Here is a 15,847-nt window from a genome sequence, read left to right as displayed (position 1 = left end):
GACGAACTTGCGTGAGGGATTTGTTCATTACCGCTATAATCGCCGCCTTTTCATCGGGCTATACGATTTCAGACATGAGCCAAACCAGCGACCTGATTCAATCAGCACAGCGCACCATCCGCCTCGAAATACAGGCCGTAGAAGGCTTGCTGCCCCATATCGACGCAGATTTCGTGCGCGCCTGCGAGATGATTCTGGCCAGCAAAGGCCGAGTGGTAGTGGTCGGAATGGGTAAGTCCGGACATATCGGCAACAAGATCGCCGCCACCCTGGCCAGTACGGGAACCACGGCTTTTTTTGTCCACCCGGCTGAAGCCAGCCATGGCGACATGGGCATGATTACCCGCGAAGACGTGATCCTGGCCCTCTCCAATTCCGGCTCCACCAATGAAATCGTGACCCTGTTGCCGCTGATCAAGCGCCTGGGCATCCAGTTGATCAGCATCACCGGCAACCCGGACTCACCGCTGGCCAAGGCCGCCGACGTCAATCTCAACGTGCATGTCGAGCAAGAAGCCTGCCCGCTGAACCTGGCCCCCACCTCTTCGACCACCGCCGCCCTGGTCATGGGCGACGCCCTGGCCGTGGCACTGCTGGAGGCCCGCGGCTTCACCGCCGAAGACTTCGCCTTCTCGCACCCCGGTGGCGCCCTGGGACGTCGCCTGCTGCTGAAGGTCGAGAACGTCATGCACGCCGGCGAACAACTGCCTCAGGTCCAGCGTGGCACCCTGCTTCGCGATGCCCTGATGGAGATGAGCCGCAAGGGCTTGGGCATGACCGTCATTGTCGAGGCGGACGGGCGCCTGGCCGGGGTCTTCACTGACGGCGACCTGCGCCGCACCCTGGACCGCAGCATCGATATCCACCACACCACCATAGACGAAGTCATGACCCTCCACGGCAAGACCGCACGTGCCGAGATGCTGGCGGCCGAAGCCCTGAAAATCATGGAAGACAATCGAATCAACGCACTGGTCGTCGTCGACCAGGAGGACCGCCCCATAGGCGCGTTCAACCTGTCCGACCTGTTGCGCGCAGGAGTGATGTAAATGAATGAGAACCTGCTGCAGCGCGGCAAGAACATCAAGCTGGCGGTTTTCGACGTCGACGGCGTGCTGACCGACGGTCGCCTGTACTTCCTCGAGGACGGCAGCGAATTCAAATCCTTCAGTACCCTCGACGGCCAGGGCATCAAGATGCTCATGGCCGCCGGAGTACAAACCGCGATCATCACCGGGCGCAAGACCCCCGTGGTCGAGCGCCGGGCCAAGAACCTGGGAATCCCCCACCTCTACCAGGGCCGCGAAGACAAGCTGGTCGTACTGGACGAGCTTCTTGCACAACTGGGCCTAAGCTATGAAGAGGTCGCCTACCTGGGCGACGACCTGCCCGACCTACCCGTGATCCGTCGTGTCGGCCTGGGCATGGCAGTCGCCAATGCCGCCGCCTTCGTTCGCGAGCACGCCCACGGCATCACCGTGGCCCGCGGCGGCGAAGGAGCGGCTCGCGAATTTTGCGAACTGATCCTGCATGCCCAGGGCCGCCTCGAAGCAGCCAATGCCGCTTATCTATAGAGTCCGCCAATGCTGAGTAAAAAGATTCGCAACATACTGATCTTCGGGACCATTGCCTTGCTATTCGCGGCGGTGGGCTACTGGAATATCAGCCCCGAGCGCTTCCTCGACAAGCCGGTGGTCCAGGTCGATGAAAGCGCCATCGACTATTTCGCGATCAATGCCCACAGCGTGCAGTACCTGCCCGATGGGAAGCTGCAATACGAGATGACCTCGGACAAGGTCGAGCACATCAAGGCCAGCCAGGTAACCCTGCTGACCCAGCCGGACCTGCACATGTACCGTGGCACCGCCTATCCGTGGCACGTCCAGAGCGAACGCGGCGAGGTCAACCCGGATGGCACTCAGGTCGAACTCATCGACTCGGTACGGGTTTCGCGCACTGACGAGAAGAATCGCAACCTGCTGATCACCAGCAGTCGCATGACAGTATTCCCACAGAAGCAATATGCGCAAACCGAGCAAGCCGTTAGAATCGACGGCGCCGACGGCGTGACCACGGCTACGGGAATGAAAGCGTATTTGAAAGACGGCAGGATGGACCTGCTATCGAACGTAAGAGGACAGTATGAGGCTCATTAAAACCCTCCCTATTTTGCTCAGTCTGGGCGCAGCACTGGGAAGCGTGAGCGCCTGGGCTCTGCCGAACGATAGCCAACAGCCGATCCGCATCCAGGCCGACGATGCCCAGCTCGATGACAAGAATGGCGTAGCCACCTATAAAGGCGACGTGATCATCACCCAGGGCTCGATGAAGATTACCGGCAACACCGTGACCATCACCCGGGCCAAGAGTGGTGAAATCGACGTCGTGACCTCGGTGGGCAACCTGGCCTACTTCGAGCAACTGCAGAAGCAGACCGATCCCAAGCCGGTCCAGGCCTACGCCGTGACCATCCAGTACCACGCCCAGCAAAACCGCGTCGTACTGATCGACAAGGCCAAGGTCATCAACGACGGTAATACCACCGAAGGCGAGAAGATCATCTACGACACCGTCAAGCAAGTGGCCAATGCCGGTCGCGCCAACGGCAGCTCGATTACCGCTCCCCGTCCGCGGATCGACATGGTCATCCAGCCGAAAAAGAAAACCGACGAGCAAAAGGCCCAGTAATGGCAACTCTGAAAGCCCAGCACCTGGCCAAGAGCTACAAGAGCCGACAGGTCGTGCGCGACGTCAGCCTGTCCATCGACAGCGGCCAGATCGTCGGCCTCCTTGGCCCCAACGGTGCAGGCAAGACCACCTGTTTCTATATGATCGTCGGCCTGGTCCAGGCCGACCAGGGCCGGGTGCTGATCGACGACCTGGATGTCAGCCATCAGCCCATGCACGGGCGCGCTCGCGCCGGCATCGGCTACCTGCCCCAGGAAGCCTCGATCTTCCGCAAGCTGTCGGTGGCCGACAACATCATGGCTATCCTCGAGACCCGCAAGGAACTCGATAAAGCAGGTCGTCGCCAGGAACTGGAAAGCCTGCTGCAGGAGTTCCACATCAACCATATCCGCGACAACCTCGGCATGAGCCTGTCCGGCGGCGAGCGTCGTCGCGTGGAGATTGCCCGCGCGCTGGCCACCGCACCCAAGTTCATCCTGCTGGACGAACCGTTCGCAGGCGTGGACCCGATCTCGGTCGGCGACATCAAGCAGATCATCCATCACCTCAAAGCCAAGGGCATCGGGGTACTGATCACCGACCACAACGTCCGCGAAACGCTGGACATCTGCGAAACCGCCTACATCGTCAATGACGGGCAACTGATCGCCGAAGGCGATTCTGCGACTATCCTGGCCAATGAGCTGGTCAAGGAAGTCTACCTGGGCCACGAATTCCGCCTGTAAAGGCTGACGTGTTGGGCTAGTAGCCAGGGCGCCGAAAACAGTAAATCCCTACAAAGTTTATTGTTACGGCGCTCTAGGCAAACACTTCAGTTTCAGGCATATAATTTGCTTATGTTTGGCGCTTCGGCGCCCTGTAGTGGATGGCGCATGTGCGCCGGCAATTAAGGTGTTAAGCCCCTGCCATGAAACCATCGCTAGTCCTGAGAATGGGCCAGCAGCTGACGATGACACCGCAGCTGCAACAGGCCATCCGCCTGCTCCAATTGTCGACCCTGGACCTGCAACAGGAAATTCAGGAAGCCCTGGAGTCCAACCCGATGCTCGAACGCCAGGAAGATGGCGACGACTTCGACAACAGCGACCCCCTGGCCGACAACACCGAGTCCAAACCCAATACCGAAATCCAGGAACCCTCCTACCAGGAAACCGCCCCAACGGTGGACAGCCTCGAGGATGGCGAATGGAGCGAACGCATTCCCAACGAACTCCCGGTGGATACCGCCTGGGAAGATGTCTACCAGACCAGCGCCAGCAGCCTGCCCAGCAGCGATGATGACGAGTGGGACTTCACCACCCGCACCTCCGCTGGCGAAAGCCTGCAGAGCCACCTGCTCTGGCAACTGAACCTGGCCCCGATGTCGGACACCGACCGCTTGATCGCGGTGACCCTGATCGACAGCATCAACGACCAGGGCTACCTCGACGAGACCCTTGAAGAAGTCCTCGAGGCCTTCGACCCCGAACTGGATATCGAGCTGGACGAAATCGAAGCAGTCCTGCATCGCATCCAGCAATTCGAACCCGCCGGCATCGGTGCTCGCAACCTGGGTGAATGCCTGCTGTTGCAACTGCGCCAGCTACCGACCAAGACGCCTTGGCTGAGCGAAGCTCAGCGCCTGGTCAGCGACTACATAGACCTGCTGGGCAGCCGCGATTACAGCCAACTGATGCGGCGCATGAAGCTCAAGGAAGACGAACTGCGCCAGGTCATCGAACTGGTGCAAAGCCTCAACCCGCGCCCGGGCTCGCAGATCGAATCCAGCGAAGCCGAGTACGTGGTCCCGGACGTCATTGTGCGCAAGGACAACGAACGCTGGCTGGTGGAGCTGAACCAGGAGTCGGTACCACGCCTGCGAGTCAATGCCCAATATGCGGGCTTTGTACGTCGTGCCGACACCAGCGCAGACAACACCTTCATGCGCAATCAGCTGCAGGAGGCCCGCTGGTTCATCAAGAGCCTGCAAAGTCGCAACGAAACCCTGATGAAAGTCGCCACCCAGATCGTCGAGCATCAGCGCGGCTTTCTAGAGTATGGCGACGAGGCGATGAAGCCCCTGGTCCTGCATGACATCGCCGAAGCGGTGGGCATGCACGAATCGACGATTTCCCGGGTCACTACGCAGAAATTCATGCACACCCCACGGGGTATATATGAACTGAAATACTTTTTCTCCAGCCACGTCAGCACCTCGGAAGGCGGTGAATGCTCATCCACCGCGATCCGCGCAATCATCAAAAAACTGGTGGCGGCGGAAAATCAGAAAAAGCCGTTGAGTGACAGCAAGATCGCTGGTTTACTGGAGGCACAAGGTATTCAGGTAGCCCGCCGTACCGTCGCCAAGTACCGCGAATCCCTTGGGATCGCGCCTTCTAGCGAACGTAAGCGGCTGATGTAGCCGTAGGGCTGGCCACAGCGTTTCGGAGTGTGTCTGAATGCTCGCCAAACGGCGACCAGGCAAACCGCCTGATCGATGCGCAGCAGGCTTCAGACACGGTCCAGGTGGCAGGTAAAATGGCCTGCCGCGTCATGCACTGGCAACGAAGGAGAAGCTGTATGCAAGTCAACATCAGTGGACACCAACTCGAAGTGACTGAACCTCTGCGCGTTTACATCGGCGAAAAACTCGACCGACTGGAACGCCATTTTGACAAGATTACCAATGTGCAGGTCACCATGGCCGTCGAGAAGCTGAAGCAGAAGATCGAGGCTACGCTGCACATTCACGGTGGGGAGGTCGTCGCCAATGCAGAACATGACGATATGTATGCCGCAATCGACCTGCTCACGGACAAGCTTGACCGCCAACTGAAAAAGCACAAGGAAAAGCAACTCCACCTTCTCCAAGGCACGGGTCGCTGATACTCCCCTCCCATGATCCGACTTGAAAGCATCCTGACCCCCGGCCGTTCCCTGGTGAACGTGCCGGGAGGCAGTAAAAAACGTGCCCTCGAACAAATTGCCAACCTGATCAGCCGTGAAGTGCCCGATCTGGAGATGCAGGATGTCTTCGAGAGCCTGATTGCCCGCGAAAAACTCGGCTCCACCGGTTTTGGCAACGGCATCGCCATTCCTCACTGCCGCCTAAAGGGTTGCGAATCGCCCATCAGCGCACTGATGCACCTGGACGCTCCGATCGACTTCGACGCCATCGATGGCGCTCCGGTGGACCTGCTGTTCGTTCTGCTGGTCCCGGAAGCTGCGACCGATGCGCACCTGGAGCTGCTTCGGCAGATCGCCAGCATGCTCGATCGCAAGGAAGTTCGTGACCGGTTGCGCAGTGCTACCAGCAACGAAGCCTTGTATCAGGTCGTCCTGGACGAGCAAAACAGGCAGTAACCATGCGTTTGATCATCGTCAGTGGCCGTTCCGGCTCAGGCAAAAGCACCGCCCTCGATGTTCTTGAGGACCACGGCTACTACTGCATCGACAACCTGCCCGCCGGCCTGCTCCCAGAGTTGGCCGAACGTGCCTTGATCCACACCGAGCTGGCCCAGCCGTTGGTCGCGGTCTCCATCGATGCCCGCAACTTGCCCAGCCATCTGTCACGTTTCCCCGAGTTGCTCGAGGAAGTGCGCAGTCGGCATATCCAGTGTGATGTGCTCTATCTGGACGCCGACGAAGAAACCCTGCTCAAGCGCTTCTCGGAAACCCGGCGCCGCCATCCACTCAGCAGCGCCAACCGTTCCCTGGCCGAGGCCATTCGCGACGAGACCCATCTGCTGGGCCCCATCGTCGACCTGGCCGACCTCAAGGTCAACACAACCAACCTGAACCTCTATCAACTGCGCGACACCATCAAGCTGCGGCTGTTGAACCAGCCAGAACCCGGCACCGCCTTTCTGGTGGAGTCCTTCGGTTTCAAGCGTGGCATGCCCGTGGATGCCGACCTGGTGTTCGACGTGCGCTGCCTGCCCAACCCGTACTGGAAACCCGAGCTGCGCGCCCAATCAGGGCTGGATGCCCCCGTAGCCGAGTACCTGGCCGCCCAACCTGATGTCGAGGAGATGTTCCAGGATATCTCCAGCTATTTGCTCAAATGGCTGCCACGATTTGCCGCCAGCAACCGTGCCTATGTGACCATTGCCATCGGCTGCACCGGTGGGCACCACCGCTCCGTCTACCTGACGGAGCGCCTGGGCCAGGTCCTGCAAAAATCCCTGAAGAACGTCCAGGTTCGCCACCGCGACCTTAGCTGAAAGGACCTACCCCGCGATGCCAGCTTTGGAAATCGAGATCATCAACAAACTGGGCCTGCATGCCCGTGCCTCGGCCAAGTTCGTCGGCGTGGCCGGCCAGTTCCCCTGCCAGATCCGCGCCGGTAGAACGCCTGAGAGCATGGTCGATGGCAAGAGCATCATGGCCATGATGATGCTCGCCGCCGGCAAGGGCACCAAGATTCATCTCAAGACCGAAGGTGAGCAAGAGCAGGAAGCACTGGACGCACTGGTAGCCCTGATCAACAACTACTTTGACGAAGGCGAATGACGTCTTCGTACGGCACTCAAGAGAGCGCCGTATCCATCACCATCATCAGGCAGAAGCCGATACACAAGCCGAGACTGGCCAGTTTTTCGTGACCGTTGCGTCGGGACTCGGGAATCACCTCGTGAGTCACCACCAGCAACATGGCACCAGCGGCCAGTGCCAGCCCCAAGGGTAGAAGCAGCTCCGCCAGGCTCACCAGCCACGCACAGAGCAACGCGAATACCGGCTCTACCAGGCCTGAGGCAGCGCCGATCAAGAACGCCTTGGCGCGCGACATTCCTGCCCCTGCCAACACCAGGGCAATAACCAAGCCTTCCGGCACATCCTGCAAGGCGATGCCCATGGCCAGGCTATCCGCATCCGGCATGCCTCCTCCGGCCGACACCCCCACCGCCATGCCTTCAGGAATGTTATGGGCAATGATGGCAAAGACAAACAACCAGATACGTGGGGCAATCACTGGATGCTCAGGTGTCCCAACAAGAGTTTCCGGGTTGCCGCCGGACACCTTGAGGTCCACGAGAAACAGGCCAAAAGCCCCGAGCATGATACCCACGCAGACCAGGCCGCTAGCTCCCCAGGCGGACAGCCCCAACCCCTGTGCCGCAGCAATGCCCGGTACGATCAACGAGAATGCCGTTGCGGCCAACATCACCCCAGCCCCAAAACCCAGCAAGGTGTCGCCTACGGCGATGGGCATCTTGCGAATCACCAACACCGGAACGGCCCCCAGCGCCGTACCCAGCGCGCAGATCGAGCCGCCCTGCAAGGCTCGCAGCAGCCTGGGCTCCAGGTTCAACCAGCTCAATCCTTGAGCCACCAGCAACGCGGTGCCCGCCAATAACAGGAGCGAACCGAAGGCGTAGCGAAACATTCGCCCACTGCTGATCGCCAATGTCTCAGTGCCCATAGTCGGCCTTATTGATTGTTTTCCAAGGAGGGATCAGGCCACCGCTGCCTGATAGCGCAGGGCGACTTCCGGCCAATTGATGACGTTATAGAACGCATTGATGTATTCCGGCCGACGGTTCTGATAACGCAGGTAATAGGCATGCTCCCAGACGTCCAGGCCAAGAATTGGCGTATTACCCTTCATCAGGGGGCTGTCCTGGTTGCCACTGCTCTCGACCACCAGTGTTTTCTCAGGAGTCACGCTGAGCCAGGCCCAGCCACTACCAAAGCGAGTCAGTGCGGCCTTGGTGAAGGCCTCCTTGAAACGCTCGAAACCACCGATATCCTGTTCGATCGCTTGCGCCAGCGCGCCACCGGGCTTGCCGCCTCCCGTCGGGGTCATGACCGCCCAAAATAGCGAATGGTTGGCATGCCCTCCTCCCTGATTGACCACTGCGGCCTGCAGTTGCTCTGGTAGCTGCTGGACACTGGCCACCAGCTTCTCCACTTCCCACTCGGCCCACTCAGTACCTTCCACCGCAGCGTTGAGATTGTTGATATAGGTCTGGTGGTGCTTGGTGTAGTGAATCTCCATGGTTTGCGCATCGATGTGCGGCTCCAGGGCATCGTAGGCATAAGGCAAGGCAGGCAAGGTAAAGGACATATCAGTGCACTCCATAAGAGGGGCTGCCGGGAAGCGTGCCATCGCACGACAGGCGCACGATGCTGCTCTCCAGCAAACGGTGGGAACGTGGGTATTCGCCGTGCTCACCAATGAAATTGAGCAGCTCGACATAGGTCTTGCTGCTTTGGCGCAGGGCAGCCTCGCGCAACATCAGGGGTAACCGGCCGTCCTGCATCGTCTGCAACAGGCGCTGGTGGATCGCACAGAGGTATTCCGCGCTTTCCTCCGGCTGGTTCAACTGCAAATGCAAGTCCGCCAGGTTGTGATGGGAAATCACACAGGCCGCCACCGCTTCGTCGGCATTGGGCCAGCGCTCGAACAACACCTGGGCCAAGGCCAGTGCCTGCAGATAGCACTCACGGGCATCGACCAGCTCGCCCTGCATGAACAGGCGATTGGCCCTTTCGATCGTGCGTTTCCAATGTTCCATGGTGAGCCTCCAGAGCAGTAAGGGGGTTACACGCCACCCGCCGTAAGCTTCTCCGGGTCCAGCAGGACTTCAAGCTGGCTGCGGGGCAGGTCGGTATGCTCAAGCGCAACGTCTATCACCGGGCGCCCCTGCTTGTAGGCGGTCTTAGCGATTTCCGCTGCCTTCTGGTAACCAATGATCGGGTTCAAGGCCGTCACCAGGATCGGATTGCGCGACAGTGCTTCCTTGAGCTTGGGTTCGTTGACCTTGAAACTGGCAATCGCCTTGTCCGCCAGCAGGCGGCTGGAGTTGGCCAGCAACTCGATGCTGCTCAGCAGGTTCTGGGCAATGATCGGCAACATCACATTGAGCTCGAAGTTGCCCGACTGCCCTGCCACCGTGATGGTGCTGTCGTTGCCAATGACCTGGGCCGCCACCATCGCCGTGGCTTCCGGGATCACCGGGTTGACCTTGCCTGGCATGATCGACGAGCCCGGCTGCAACCCTTCCAGCTCGATTTCCCCCAACCCGGCCAATGGCCCTGAGTTCATCCAGCGCAGATCGTTGGCGATCTTCATCAACGATACCGCCGTAGCCTTGAGCTGCCCGGAGACAGTCACCGCAGTGTCCTGGGAGCCAATCAGGGCGAACAGGTTCTTGCCCGGAGTGAATTGCACCTGGGTGAGCTTGCTCAACTGCTGGCTGAAGCGCCTGGCGAACTCCGGATGCGCATTGATCCCGGTACCTACCGCCGTGCCGCCCTGGGCAAGGGACTGCAGGCTCGGCAGCAAGTCCTGCAGGTGCGCGATATTGGCCTTGAGCTGCTGCGCCCAGCCCTCAAGGACCTGGCTCATGCGCACGGGCATGGCATCCATCAGGTGAGTACGCCCTGTCTTGATAAAGGGGTGCACCTGCAGCGCCTTGTGCTCGATGACCTCCACCAGATGCACCAACGCTGGCAACAACTGCTCATGCAGGGTCAACGCAGCACTGACATGGATGGTGGTGGGAATGATGTCGTTACTGCTCTGGCCACAATTGACATGGTCATTGGGGTTGACTGCCTCACCCAGCAGGCGACTGGCCAGGGTTGCCAGCACTTCGTTGGCGTTCATATTGGAGCTGGTGCCGGACCCGGTCTGGAAGATATCCACCGGGAAGTGCTGCATGAAGTCCCCCTCCAGCAACCCTTGGGCGGCATCGACGATGGCCTTGCCCTGGGACTCGCTGAGCTGCCCGAGTTCGACGTTGGCCTTCGCCGCGGCAGCCTTGGCCAGGATCAGCGCCCGGATGAAGGCCGCCGGCATCCGTTGCCCACTGATGGGAAAGTTATCCACTGCACGCTGGGTCTGTGCGCCATACAGCGCCTGCTCCGGGACCTGCAATTCGCCCATGCTGTCGCGTTCGATACGGGTATTACTCATCGGGAAATCCTTGCACCAGTTCAATCAGAGGAATGGAAGGCAACAGCGAACACGTCGCCAATCGCCAGGCATGGCTTTGCCAACGCTCAAGTCGGCACTTGCACAGCGAGAAACGCTCCATATCGCGCAGCGGACGCCAGGCCTGGTCCAGGCACAGGCTGCGCCAATGCCAAGGCAACGCGGTATCGGTAGCGGTATCGATCAATAAACGGAAGGAGGTTTCGGCAACGGTCCAGGCGGACATGGCAGTGCAACAGGCCAGGTATCGTCCCTCGGCCAGGTAATGCTCGATCAGACGCGGCTCGTCGGGATCCAGTGCGCAGCGGATCTGGCGGCTCATCCAGCGCCAGCTTTCAAGGTACGGCTGCTCGTGCAAGGCAGTGCTCATGACCTGGGCCCATTGAATAATGATTTTCATTATTAAATGATATTGAGAATCAACGCAATCTGGCTGTACGAATTTTGTCCATGTTTGCAACCGCCACCCTCGTGATTGGCCTGGCGGCTGAAGCCCCTCGATTCATGCCGCCACGCTGAGCCCTACGCCCCTCCCATCCCAACATCCTGCAACAGAGCACGCAGCCGAGCAGACCACCGATTCAATGCCTGCGTCAGGACACCCACACCAACGACGTTATTCAGAGCAGGGGCTAGAGGCTTATCAAGGCAACTTCTGGCTCGATGAATTTTGATGCGCGACGCAAAAGTTCAACCTGAGTTTGCTGTGAAACATCCGCTTTAGTTTTGCCCTACGTTGCTTACAGCCTTTCGAGGAAAGTTCTACTCAAACATAAAGAATCGCCTCATATCGATAAAATAATAAAACCCCGATTCTTTCACCGCATCCAGACAGGCAATTCAAAACACACTAAAAATCCAGCCACCTCCATTACCGAATCAATACTAAAAAGACATTTAAATCCCTGCCTACAGAGTCATTCCCACCAACGAAAACAAGCCATTTCCTAGGAGAAGTACACGCCATAGAACTTACCCTTCACAACCCACCCCAAGAACTTAATACATCGAGAAAAAAATGAAAAAGCTCCTTATCACCAAACTTTCCGCCACCGCAGTGATTGCTCTCTTGTCACAAGCAGCCTTTGCTGCCGACGGAACGATCAACTTCTTTGGAGAAATCGTCGATGCCCCATGCTCGATCTCTCCCAACAGCCAAGTCATGACTGTCCCACTAGGCAAAGTTTCACGTACTACCCTGGATGGCGGTGCGGGTAAGAAAGCCACACCGGCACGCTTCAACATTGAGCTGCTGAATTGCGGCGCAAGTGCCAAAGGGGCGACACTGACCTTTAACGGCACCACCGATACGACCGTAACAGACAATCTGCGCGTTGGCGTCGGTGAAGCGGCAGGCGGGGCAGCCACTGGTGTAGCGATAGAACTCGGTGACTCCGCTGGTACCAAAATCCCGGTAGGTTCCGAATCGGCCCAATACACCCTGGTCCAGGGTGACAACCCTCTGAAGTTCCAAGCGGTCTATGTTTCCACTGCCGAAAAAGTAACGGTCGGTACTGGTAACGCAACGGCGCAGTTCACAGTTAACTACAAGTAATACCGTATTCGCCCAGTTGTCTCGCAGACGACTGGGCGATTTTTTGCGCATTAACAAGTACATACTTTCGCCAGATCGCTTTAACAAGTGCATATATAGCAACCCAGGAATTTTAACTCCTGCGATGACGCGTGTTTGGCGGCCAGCAACTATCGGGATAGATTCATGCTGAACAAGAATGGCTTGAGATTGGCCAACAAACTTTTATTTGCTGCTGGCTTAGTAGTTTGTGCAGCAGCACCTGTTTTCGCAAGCGTGACGCTTGGCGGTACACGAGTGATTCTCGGCGAGCAGGATCGAGAAGCCTCCATTCCTGTGAAGAACGCTGGTCGAGCACCCTATGTGATACAGGCATGGGTCGATGCCGGCGAAGGAAAGACCAAGACTCCATTCGTAGTCACCCCTCCGCTGTCACGCCTTGATCCAGGAATGGAGAACATTCTACGGATCATGCGGATCTCAAATAACCTGCCAACCGATCGAGAGTCCGTATTCTGGTTGAACGTCAAGGAAATTCCAGAAAAAGCAAAGGAAGACAACGTTCTTCAAATTGCAATGCGCACACGTATCAAATTGTTCTACCGACCATCAGCACTAGAAGGAAAACCTGCAGAATCACGCCATCAATTAAAGTGGGCAGTCATTCCCGGGAATAGCAGCACTGGCTCAGTACTTAAAATAGAAAACCCGACCCCTTACTACATTACATTCACCAGTTTGAAGATCAATCAGGGGCAGCAGGAAATCAATGCGCAGATGGTGCCACCAAAAGGGGAGTCTGTTTATTCATTAAGTTCCGTAAACATACAAAAAGACATCGACGTCAGATTTACCACCATTAATGACTATGGAGGAGAAACACCCGAAGAACGGGCAACAGTACCTGTTGCAGTCCATCCGATTGTCCTACCACTAGAGCCGGTCACGACACTGACCGTTAAACAATGACGGCTTGCAAGGTCATGGCGATGACCTCTTATCTCAGCCCTTGCTCCTCACGCACGGTGGGATTGCCGCTATGTGCCCTCGTCGTCGCAATGGCCAGCCAAGGTGCATTCGGCAAGAATCAGGCAGGAACTGTATTCAACGAACAGTTCCTCAACATCGGTGGCGACCAGCCAAGTGCCGACCTGTCGGTGTTCTCATTTGGCAACCGCGTCCTACCGGGCACCTACACCGTGGATACGGTGCTCAACGACAGCAACATCGGGCAAAACGAAGTGCGCTTCAACAAACAGGCGGACGACGCACAAGATGCGACGCCTTGCCTGACGCCAGCCCTGCTCGACGGTTGGGGCGTGAAGACGAGTGTCTTCCCCGCATTGGCAAACAGCTCGCCAGAGACCTGCGTTGATCTGGACAAGGTCATTGCACAAGCCACTGTAAGTTACGACGCAGGTAACCAGCGTCTTTTCCTGAGCATCCCGCAGGCAGCCCTCAAACGCTCTGCACGCGGTGCCATCAGCCCGGATCGCTGGGATAAAGGCATCAATGCGGCCATGTTGGATTATCAGCTCAGCTTCTCGCGCTACGACGGGAACAACCTGCGCGGAAATACAGTAAGCCCTGTGCAGCAAAATGTTTTCGACAGTACATCGGCGCCTAACAAGTTGGAGCGCGATACTTACTTCGGCGGATTGCGTGGCGGCTTCAATATAGATGATTGGCGCTTCCGGCATTTCTCTACTTATAACCGCAGCCTGGATGGGCAGGGTCGCTGGCAAGCCATCAATACCTATTTGCAACGTGATATCGCATCAATTCGCGGTCAGTTGCTCATTGGCGACGGCAACACGCCCGGCAACTTCTTTGACAGCGTACAGTTTCGTGGCGTGCAACTGAGTTCCGATGACGCGATGCTGCCGGACAGTCAACAGGGGTACGCACCGACCATTCGAGGCGTGGCACAAACCAATGCGCGGGTAGAGGTACGCCAGAACGGCTATCTCATCTACAGCACCTATGTCGCCCCCGGACCTTTCGTCCTGGACGACCTCTACCCTACTTCGTCGAGTGGTGACCTCGAAGTCATCATCACTGAATCCGATGGGCGCGAAACGCGTTATGCACAGGCCTTCTCCGCCGTGCCAACACTGCTACGCGAAGGCACCTGGCGCTACAGCGCCACAGCGGGCCAGTATCGGAGTGGCTACGGATCATCGCGAGGCAAAGAACGCCCGTCTCTCGTACAGGGCACTCTGGCCCGCGGCCTGGCACAGGACTTCTCAATCTATGGTGGGACCATCCTCGCGGATAAATATCAATCCGCACTATCTGGGGTAGGTAAGAACCTGCGCAGTTTCGGCGCGCTCTCGTTCGACATCTCCCATGCCCGCACCACTGACCGAGATGACCAAACATTCAACGGCCAGTCGGTGCGTTTCTTGTACGCCAAGACGTTCGAGAAGACCAATACCAACTTCCGCGTGGCCGGCTATCGATATTCCACCAGTGACTACCGCACGCTCCAGGAAGCGGTTCAGATGCAGGATATGCTGGATGGGCGCCCCTTCAACAACCGTCGCAACGAATTGCGTTTTGAACTGGCGCAATCGCTGGGCCAATGGGGAACGCTCCACACCTCGGCTCGCCAGCAGAGCTATTGGAACAGCAGCTCCAGGGATCGCCTGGTCCAGATCGGTTATTCCGGCTCCTACCAGAAGCTGAACTTCAACCTGTTCTATAACCACAGTACCAACCTGGACGCTGCCTCCAATCGCCAGCTCATGCTGACGCTGTCCCTTCCACTGGGCGATACACGTGCCAGCGCGCAGTACATGGTGATGAAGGACAACAACGACCAGCTCGTCCAACAGGCGAGCGTGTACGGCTCGGCCCTTGACGATAATCGCCTGACCTACAACGTGACGGGCGACGACTCGAATCAATCGGGCACCAGCAGTAGCGCGAACATGAGCTACCTCTCATCCATTGGCCGCCTTGACCTTGGACGCTCGCAAGGCCGTGGCTACGGCCAGACCACCGTAGGTATGGCCGGAGGTGTGCTGGTGCATGGCGATGGCCTGACTCTTTCCCAGCCACTGGGTGAAACCATTGCATTGGCCCAGGCCCCCAAGGCCAATGATGTCGGCTTCGAGATCCGCCCTGGCGTGCGTACCGACAAGTCCGGTGATGCCGTGATTCCCAACCTGAGTCCATACCGAGTCAACCGCCTGGCACTGCTGACCGGCGATTTGGGCGACGAGGTAGAAGTCAAGAATGCGGCCCTGGACGTTGTACCGACCCGAGGCGCCGTGGTGAAGGCCAAGTTCGCTACATCGGTCGGCTACCGCCTGATGATGACACTGGCAAACAAGGACGGCTCGCCGTTGCCATTCGGCTCCAAGATCGAGAATGAACTCGGGCAGGAAGTCGGCATCGTCGGTCCAGAGGGACAGGCCTTCATTACCGGTGCAGGTGAAAAAGGCAACCTGCGGGTGATGTGGGGTCGCAGCGAAACAGACCAGTGCACGGTGTCATACCAACTACCCAAAGAAAAGAGCCCATTACCCATTCGTGAATTGAAAGGACAATGTGGTTAACCACCTCCTGCTATTAAACGATAAAAAATCTTCAGCACTAGATTATTTAAAATCGATTAAAAATCTATAAAACCTATACCAAGGCATGACATTAATGACTAGATTACTCCCTAGGTACCCAAGAGTATTAGCCACTTTATTCTT

Annotated in this window: 18 protein-coding genes; 13 read left to right on the top strand and 5 right to left on the bottom strand. The window is 57.8% G+C overall.

Annotated features, from left to right (window positions below; translation table 11 throughout):
• Positions 1 to 74: 74 nt before the first annotated feature.
• The 10 genes from I9018_RS04725 to I9018_RS04680 all read left to right on the top strand — a co-directional run bounded on the left by I9018_RS04725 (position 75) and on the right by I9018_RS04680 (position 7,179).
• Complete coding sequence (locus I9018_RS04725) at positions 75 to 1,049, top strand: KpsF/GutQ family sugar-phosphate isomerase (protein ID WP_068584217.1); 975 nt, start codon at positions 75 to 77, stop codon at positions 1,047 to 1,049.
• On the top strand, positions 1,050 to 1,574 hold the full coding sequence (locus I9018_RS04720; protein WP_068584220.1) for an HAD family hydrolase: 525 nt from the start codon (positions 1,050 to 1,052) through the stop codon (positions 1,572 to 1,574).
• A 9-nt stretch (positions 1,575 to 1,583) separates the two neighbouring features.
• Positions 1,584 to 2,156: an LPS export ABC transporter periplasmic protein LptC gene (lptC, locus tag I9018_RS04715; RefSeq protein WP_068584223.1), complete on the top strand. Its 573-nt coding sequence runs from the start codon at positions 1,584 to 1,586 to the stop codon at positions 2,154 to 2,156.
• Positions 2,143 to 2,688: a lipopolysaccharide transport periplasmic protein LptA gene (gene lptA / locus I9018_RS04710; RefSeq protein WP_068584226.1), complete on the top strand. Its 546-nt coding sequence runs from the start codon at positions 2,143 to 2,145 to the stop codon at positions 2,686 to 2,688. Before lptC ends, lptA begins: the two co-directional genes overlap by 14 nt.
• The gene (gene lptB / locus I9018_RS04705) at positions 2,688 to 3,413 is read left to right on the top strand and encodes an LPS export ABC transporter ATP-binding protein (protein ID WP_058436531.1); all 726 of its coding nucleotides are present in this window, start codon (positions 2,688 to 2,690) and stop codon (positions 3,411 to 3,413) included. Before lptA ends, lptB begins: the two co-directional genes overlap by 1 nt.
• 182 nt (positions 3,414 to 3,595) lie before the next feature.
• Positions 3,596 to 5,089 carry an RNA polymerase factor sigma-54 gene (locus I9018_RS04700; RefSeq protein WP_068584229.1) on the top strand — a complete coding sequence of 498 codons (1,494 nt, stop codon included), beginning with the start codon at positions 3,596 to 3,598 and terminating at the stop codon, positions 5,087 to 5,089.
• 158 nt (positions 5,090 to 5,247) lie between these two features.
• Positions 5,248 to 5,553: a ribosome-associated translation inhibitor RaiA gene (raiA, locus tag I9018_RS04695; RefSeq protein WP_011059268.1), complete on the top strand. Its 306-nt coding sequence runs from the start codon at positions 5,248 to 5,250 to the stop codon at positions 5,551 to 5,553.
• A 12-nt stretch (positions 5,554 to 5,565) separates the two neighbouring features.
• The gene (gene ptsN / locus I9018_RS04690) at positions 5,566 to 6,030 is read left to right on the top strand and encodes a PTS IIA-like nitrogen regulatory protein PtsN (RefSeq protein WP_068584232.1); all 465 of its coding nucleotides are present in this window, start codon (positions 5,566 to 5,568) and stop codon (positions 6,028 to 6,030) included.
• 2 nt (positions 6,031 to 6,032) lie between these two features.
• Complete coding sequence (gene rapZ / locus I9018_RS04685; RefSeq protein WP_068584234.1) at positions 6,033 to 6,890, top strand: RNase adapter RapZ; 858 nt, start codon at positions 6,033 to 6,035, stop codon at positions 6,888 to 6,890.
• 16 nt (positions 6,891 to 6,906) lie between these two features.
• Positions 6,907 to 7,179, top strand: coding sequence for an HPr family phosphocarrier protein (locus tag I9018_RS04680; RefSeq protein ID WP_060837549.1), 273 nt, complete (start codon positions 6,907 to 6,909; stop codon positions 7,177 to 7,179).
• Between the two features lie 16 nt (positions 7,180 to 7,195).
• Here I9018_RS04680 and I9018_RS04675 read toward each other — a convergent pair whose 3' ends face one another.
• From I9018_RS04675 to I9018_RS04655, 5 genes are read right to left on the bottom strand one after another with little or no spacing between them, the layout of a single operon-like run.
• Positions 7,196 to 8,089 (bottom strand): ZIP family metal transporter, encoded by an 894-nt coding sequence (locus I9018_RS04675; RefSeq protein ID WP_068584238.1) that lies wholly within the window; start codon positions 8,087 to 8,089, stop codon positions 7,196 to 7,198.
• A 33-nt stretch (positions 8,090 to 8,122) separates the two neighbouring features.
• Positions 8,123 to 8,734 (bottom strand): superoxide dismutase, encoded by a 612-nt coding sequence (locus I9018_RS04670; RefSeq protein ID WP_068584241.1) that lies wholly within the window; start codon positions 8,732 to 8,734, stop codon positions 8,123 to 8,125.
• Position 8,735: 1 nt separating this feature from the next.
• Entirely contained in the window at positions 8,736 to 9,185 is a 450-nt protein-coding gene (locus tag I9018_RS04665) for a hypothetical protein (RefSeq protein WP_241108850.1), read from the bottom strand.
• Positions 9,186 to 9,211: 26 nt separating this feature from the next.
• Positions 9,212 to 10,588, bottom strand: a complete 1,377-nt coding sequence (locus I9018_RS04660) for a class II fumarate hydratase (protein ID WP_241108849.1) — start codon at positions 10,586 to 10,588, stop codon at positions 9,212 to 9,214.
• A complete protein-coding gene (locus I9018_RS04655) occupies positions 10,581 to 10,976 on the bottom strand; it encodes a FagA protein (RefSeq protein WP_241108848.1) in 396 nt (131 codons plus the stop codon). The genes I9018_RS04660 and I9018_RS04655 overlap by 8 nt, the downstream gene beginning before the upstream one ends.
• A gap of 648 nt (positions 10,977 to 11,624) precedes the next feature.
• On the opposite strand from I9018_RS04655, the gene I9018_RS04650 reads away from it, so the two are divergent.
• From I9018_RS04650 to I9018_RS04640, 3 genes are all read left to right on the top strand, one after another.
• Complete coding sequence (locus tag I9018_RS04650; protein WP_241108847.1) at positions 11,625 to 12,161, top strand: fimbrial protein; 537 nt, start codon at positions 11,625 to 11,627, stop codon at positions 12,159 to 12,161.
• A 165-nt stretch (positions 12,162 to 12,326) separates the two neighbouring features.
• Positions 12,327 to 13,109 (top strand): molecular chaperone, encoded by a 783-nt coding sequence (locus I9018_RS04645; RefSeq protein ID WP_241108846.1) that lies wholly within the window; start codon positions 12,327 to 12,329, stop codon positions 13,107 to 13,109.
• 20 nt (positions 13,110 to 13,129) lie between these two features.
• Positions 13,130 to 15,703: a fimbria/pilus outer membrane usher protein gene (locus I9018_RS04640; protein WP_241108845.1), complete on the top strand. Its 2,574-nt coding sequence runs from the start codon at positions 13,130 to 13,132 to the stop codon at positions 15,701 to 15,703.
• Positions 15,704 to 15,847: the final 144 nt, after the last annotated feature.

The sequence above is a fragment of the Pseudomonas sp. MPFS genome (assembly GCF_022537035.1).
GTDB lineage: Bacteria > Pseudomonadota > Gammaproteobacteria > Pseudomonadales > Pseudomonadaceae > Aquipseudomonas > Aquipseudomonas sessilinigenes.
Note: the sequence above shows the minus strand (reverse complement) of the source record. Positions and strands in the feature narration are given on the sequence as shown.